Source organism: Clostridium sp. CAG:221 (assembly GCA_000435835.1).
GTDB lineage: Bacteria > Bacillota > Clostridia > Clostridiales > Clostridiaceae > Clostridium.
This window is the reverse complement of the sequence record FR883426.1, coordinates 1-6,205: the sequence shown is the minus strand read 5'-3', so window position 1 is coordinate 6,205 and position 6,205 is coordinate 1. Positions and strand designations below refer to the sequence as shown.

Annotated in this window: 5 protein-coding genes; 3 read left to right on the top strand and 2 right to left on the bottom strand. The window is 27.8% G+C overall.

Annotation, left to right across the window (positions count from 1 at the left end; translation table 11 throughout):
• Both Q5O44_RS12940 and gtfA read left to right on the top strand, forming a co-directional pair.
• A partial coding sequence (locus Q5O44_RS12940; RefSeq protein ID WP_302638064.1) for a PfkB family carbohydrate kinase occupies window positions 1-246 on the top strand: 246 nt, incomplete at its 5' end.
• A 22-nt stretch (window positions 247-268) separates the two neighbouring features.
• Window positions 269-1,732: a sucrose phosphorylase gene (gene gtfA / locus Q5O44_RS12935; RefSeq protein ID WP_022168861.1), complete on the top strand. Its 1,464-nt coding sequence runs from the start codon at window positions 269-271 to the stop codon at window positions 1,730-1,732.
• Window positions 1,733-1,798: 66 nt separating this feature from the next.
• On the opposite strand, the gene Q5O44_RS12930 is transcribed toward gtfA, so the two are convergent.
• Window positions 1,799-2,785, bottom strand: a complete 987-nt coding sequence (locus tag Q5O44_RS12930; protein ID WP_022168860.1) for a LacI family DNA-binding transcriptional regulator — start codon at window positions 2,783-2,785, stop codon at window positions 1,799-1,801.
• A gap of 334 nt (window positions 2,786-3,119) precedes the next feature.
• Here Q5O44_RS12930 and Q5O44_RS12925 point away from each other — a divergent pair, with 334 nt between their 5' ends.
• Window positions 3,120-3,980 (top strand): AraC family transcriptional regulator, encoded by an 861-nt coding sequence (locus tag Q5O44_RS12925; protein ID WP_022168859.1) that lies wholly within the window; start codon window positions 3,120-3,122, stop codon window positions 3,978-3,980.
• 610 nt (window positions 3,981-4,590) lie between these two features.
• Here the strand turns inward: Q5O44_RS12925 and Q5O44_RS12920 are convergent.
• Window positions 4,591-5,961: an MFS transporter gene (locus Q5O44_RS12920; protein WP_022168858.1), complete on the bottom strand. Its 1,371-nt coding sequence runs from the start codon at window positions 5,959-5,961 to the stop codon at window positions 4,591-4,593.
• Window positions 5,962-6,205: the final 244 nt, after the last annotated feature.

Sequence of the window (6,205 nt, the reverse complement as noted above, 5' to 3'; positions counted from 1 at the left end):
GATGGTGCAATAGTTTCTAATGGCACTGAAACTATTAAATTTAAAACTTTAGCTACTGAAGTTGTAGATACAACTGGGGCTGGAGATGCTTTCTGGGGTGGATTCTATACAGCACTAACTAGTAATTACCCTTTAAAAGAAGCTTTAAATATTGGTTTTGCAACAAGTGCTTTCAAGCTAAAAAATGTAGGTGCTATTGCAGAATTGCCTTCTATAGAGGAATTAAAAACACTTTATAATATATAGTTAATTAAGAGGAGATATTAAAATGACGGTTAAAAATAAAGTTCAACTTATAACTTATGCTGATTCTCTTGGTGGAGATTTAAAAACATTAGATAATGTACTTACAAAATATTTTCCAAATAAATTTAAAGGTGGTATTCACATACTTCCTCCATTCCCTTCATCAGGGGATAGAGGTTTTGCACCTCTTACTTATTTAGAAATAGAACCTCAATTTGGTACATGGGATGATATTCGTAAAATAGGTGAAAAACATGATGTGCTTCTTGACTTAATGGTTAACCATATTTCTAAAAACTCAGTATTCTTCCAAGACTTCTTAAAGCATGGGAAAGAATCAAAATACGCTGATTTATTTATTACATTAGATAAACTATGGAATGATGGAAAACCACTTCAAGCAGATATAGACAAAATGTTCTTACGTAGACAAGTTCCATATTCAACATTTAACATAAATGGTGAAGACGTTTCTGTTTGGACTACCTTTGGTAAAGAAACACCTTCTGAACAGATAGACCTTGATATTAACTCTGATGCGGTTAGACAGTTATTAAAGGAATTCTTCGAAAACTTCCATAAAAACAATGTTAAAATTGTAAGACTTGATGCTATAGGATATGTAACAAAGAAACTTGGTACTAGCTGTTTCTTTGTTGAACCTGAAATATATGAATTCTTAGATTGGATATGTGATTTAGCTAAATCTCTTGATATTGATTTACTTCCAGAGGTACATGCTCATTACACAACTCAATTTAAATTAGCTAAGTATGGTAACTATATTTATGACTTTATACTTCCATATATGATTCTTAGCACTTTAGTTAATAAATCTAGCTCTCAAATTACAGAATACTTAAAAGTAAGACCTCATAATCAATTTACAATGTTAGATTGTCATGATGGAATTCCTGTAAAACCTGACTTAGATGATTTAGTATCAACGAAGGATGCTAGGAAAATTGTTGATCATTGCTTAAATCATGGTGCAAACTTAAGCTTAGTTCACTCTGATGCTCATAAGAGCCCAGATGGATTTGACGTTCATCAAATAAGATGTTCTTACTACTCTGTTTTAGGATGCAATGATGATGCTTACTTAACTGCTAGAGCAATTCAATTCTTTGCTCCAGGTATTCCACAAGTATATTATGTTGGGTTATTAGCTGGTGAAAATGATGTTGAAAATGTAAAACGTACTGGAGAAGGACGTGAAATTAATAGACACAACTTCACTTTAGAAGAAATTGATAAAGCATATAATCAAGATGTTGTTCAAAGATTACTTAAGCTTATTGACTTTAGAAATGATTATCCTGCTTTTGATGGCACTTTCCATATTGAACCTTCAAATGATAATGAAATGATTTTAACTTGGAAAAAGGATGATAAGTATTGTACTTTAAATGTTGATTTAACTACTAGCAAGTCAACTATTAAATATATAAATGATGATGGTATAACATCAGTTTACCATATATAACTTTTACATTCTAAACAAGTGGCTATTGCAATAATGCAATAGCTACTTACTATTTATTACTCTTATCTACTCTACACTTGTACTTCTTCTAACTACTAAATCCACTGGTAATATAGTTTGTTCTAAAATTTCTGTGTTAGTATATTTAGCATCAATTAAATGAATAGCTAACTTTGCCATTTCTTTAATTGGCTGCTGTATAGTAGTTATTGTTGGTGTTGTTAATTGTGATATTTCAACATCATCAAAACCAACTAATTTAATATCCTTTGGAATTTTAATATTTAATTCATAACAAACCTGAATAACTTGTGCTGCTATTAAATCACTGCTAGCAAATATTCCATCAACTCCATCTATTTCACTAAGTGTATTTTTTATATACTCATAATAATTCATTTCATTATAGGCATTTATATCAAACTTTTTAATAAAATATTCAACATTATTTTTATTACATATATCTATAAATGCCTTTTCTCTATTATCAGCAGGCATTTCTTCATCAATTACACCACTAAAATGTACTATTCTTTTACATCCACATTTTATTAAATGCTCTGTTGCAAGGCATCCCCCTTGATAATTATCACATTGTATTCCTAGTTTTCCTTTTTCAAAATTCTTTTCTAATAATACAATTGGGATATTTCCTGTGTTAATCATATTATATTCAACATTGCCACTACATAAAATTATTCCATCTACTCTATTACTTTTACACATGTCTAAATATTTTTTCTCTTTTGTAGCAGTGTCCTTGCTATTACATAGTATTATTTTATAATCTTTTTTCGCTGCTTCATTTTCTAAATTGCTTATTAACTTAGAAAAATAAGGATGAGATATATGTGGTACTATCACTCCAATTGTATTACTTCTCTGCTTTGTTAATGAACGCGCTATTTCATTAGGCTGATAACTTAACTGATCCATAGCTTCATGAACTTTACTTTTTGTTTTTTCACTAATATATCCTCTATTATTAATAACCCTTGATACAGTTGTTGGTGTAACTCCTGCTAGTTTTGCAACATCAACTATTGTAGCCAAAATTCATTCCCCTCTCTTTATTGTACGACTATATTTATTTACAAAATTCCTACACTCCTAAAATAATAAGTATAAATATTGCTGAAAGTAAATTTGCTACCTTTATCTTTGTAGCAACGTATAAAGTTACTATACTCTATTATGCACATTTACATATAGTTATTGTCAATATTTTCATAATAAAAAAGTACATAACCTATACAAATAATTCACCTACTCACTTTATGTCTTTTTTTCATAAAAAATGGAAATTCATTTTTTATTTTGCAATATTTTGATTTATAGTATAATAATGTTATATGTTGCTAAAATAAATATTCAAAATGGAGGATTTATGTCAGATATATATTTTTTAGAAAATACAAATAAAGATTTTATTGATTTATATTTATGTTATTGTGGTATGGAACAATGTGCTCCACTATATTCCTTTGGACCTGCTATAAGACCTAATTATTTACTACATTATGTTCTTGATGGTAAAGGGTACTATTATGTAAATAATGAGAAATATGAAGTTAATAAAAATGAAGGTTTCTTAATTTGCCCAAATGTTGTGACATTTTACCAAGCAGACGAAGAAAATCCTTGGACTTATCTTTGGATCGGTATAGATGGTGAAAAAGTGGAGACATATTTAAAGGCTGCAGGATTAAATAATGATACTTTAATATTTAAATATAATGATGGAGATTTATTAAAAGAATATATTCTTGAAATGTTAAAACATAACACCTCTTCTAGCAGTGATTCTCTTAAAATTGAAGGCTTACTTTATATGTTCTTTTCAGAACTTGCTAAACAAAATAAATCTGATCCTATTCATAAGAATGATATAAATAATAATTATATAAATAAGGCAATTGAATTTATTCAAAATAATTATCATAATCCAATAAAAGTTTCTGATATAGCTAATTATGTTTGTTTAAATAGGAGCTATCTTTCTACTGTATTTCAAAATAATTTAAATATGTCTCCACAAAAATTTTTAATGGAATTTAGAATAACTAAAGCTGCAACACTTCTATATGATACAGATTTACCTATTACAAATATTGCTTACTCTTGTGGTTATTCTGATCCACTTGCATTTTCAAAAGCATTTAAAAAAATAAAAGGTGTAAGCCCTAAAGAATATAGATTAAAGAAAAAAGAAACAACTGAAAAATTCTTACTTAATGAAATTAAATAAAATACCTACTTCTAACATTTAAACATATTTTCATTATATAAAACTATATAAGATATTGCCAAAAAAGTTTACTATATAAGTAAATGTAAACGGTGTAAATTAAATAATTTTATATCTAAAATAGTTTTGAAAGGAATGAAATAATGATAACGGAATAATACCTTTTTATTTCACATTAAAAGATTCTTGGACTTCCCTTCCTGCTTGGAACAATATAGCTGGAACTTTAGTTAGTACTGATTGTTTTAAAAAAGTTAATAATAAAGAAACTACTTTTAATGAAGTCTACTCTGAAACATCTGATAAGATATTACAATTGATAGATTATGGTCATTCAGAATCACCATCAATGGTTTCTAAAATAACAGATAAATTAATAGCTACCGCTACCGAATGGCAAAATAGAATGCTAGGAAATAATAATTTATACAACTAATGCATTAGAAGGCTTTAATAGGCAAGTACGTAAGTATACAAAGAATAGAAAAATATATTATTAGTATTTCTAGATAATAAAAAACATTACTGGAAATCATAATTTCCAGTAATATTTATCAACTAAGAAAATTAATTACACATAATTACCTACAGTCTCTAGCTCCTTAAAAATTTATTTATTTGCTAATGTTTCTCCATTCTTTAAGTCTTCTAATATTGCCTCATATTCTTCTTCATTTAAGTTATATCTTCTTAAAGAAATTATACTTAATATTGCTATTATACCTGGAACAATTGAATACATTAAGTGTATCCCTTTTAAAGTCTCTACAGTTTGAGCTACATTAGCTTTATACCCTACAAAAGCTAATACATAACCACATAATGCTCCTCCAATTGCACTAGCAAGCTTAGTTTTAAATATATTTGAAGAGAAAATCATTCCTTCTGATCTTTTTCCTGTTTTCCACTCACCATATTCAACACAATCTGCTACCATAGAAGCCAATGAAATATTAGCAGCTCCTTCAGCTAATCCCATTATTGTATTTATAACTAATAATGTTGGTAAGCTTGAATATGATAATGCAAATATTGACATAAATCCTAAAGCATTAATTCCAATTCCAAATAAAGCTGTAGCTCTTTTTCCTAACTTTTGAGTTATAAAAGGAGTACATAATCCTCCTGCCATTCCTGAAACCATACTTATACCAGTTACTATTGGAATATATACTTCTGCATTAAAATTATATTTTATATAATAAATTGAGAAACCATTTCTTAATGCATATGTTACTTCTAACATTAACATTGATACAAGTAATATTCTTAAAGGTTTGTTTGTTTTAAATAATTCTTTTAATTGTTTAAAGCCTTGTTTTTCTGGCTTTCTATCTGTGTTTATCTCTTTAACACCCCAGACAGTAATCCATGTACATATAGCTGCTGTAATTGAATATATAATTGCTACTAATGTCCAACTTCCAAACTTAGCAACTAAAGGTAACGTAAACATAGAAACTACTAAACTTCCACCAAAAGCAATAGTTCTAGCTGATGTAACAATTTTTGTTCTACCTTGTGACGATTGAGTTATATTAGCTGATAAAGACCAATAAGGTGTATCCATTGCTGTAAAGCATATTCCCCATAATATATATGAAATATATATCCATGCAATTTTACCATTATAACTTAAATTTGGGGATGAAAAACACATTATTGTTGCTATTCCCATAAATATTGGAACAAATAATAAATAAGGTCTACTTTTACCCATTTTAGATTTTGTATTATCTACTATCATTCCCATAATTGGATCAGTTATTGCATCTATTATTCTAGCTATTAAGAATAATGTACCTACTGCTACTGCACCTATTCCAAAGCTATCAGTAAGATAAACCGTTAAGTATGTGCCTATAAATGCACATATAATGTTGTTTCCTAAACTCCCCATTCCAAAAGAAATTAAAGTTTTAATTGGAACTAGATTTTGTGAGTTTTTTTCTCCTTTTTTTACTAAATTTAATTCGCTCATTTTTCCCCACCCTTTTTTCTATTTTACACCTAATATTATAAATATTTACATAAATATTGAAAACGTATTTATGTATCAAAAACATGGTTAAATGTTAGATATTTAAATTATATCTACAGTTTGTTGAAAAACCCCCTGTTTAAAAAACAGAGGGTTTTCCTTTACTAGTTGTGGATAAAATTTAAAATTCATAATATCATTAAAACTACTAATATAATATGAAAATAACAAAGATAGTCTTGTT

Bases quoted from the DNA above. Each gene is read 5' to 3' on its own strand.
- Q5O44_RS12925 (WP_022168859.1), top strand. From the start codon at position 3,120: ATGTCAGATATATATTTTTTAGAAAATACAAATAAAGATTTTATTGAT.
- Q5O44_RS12920 (WP_022168858.1), bottom strand. From the start codon at position 5,961: ATGAGCGAATTAAATTTAGTAAAAAAAGGAGAAAAAAACTCACAAAAT.
- gtfA (WP_022168861.1), top strand. From the start codon at position 269: ATGACGGTTAAAAATAAAGTTCAACTTATAACTTATGCTGATTCTCTT.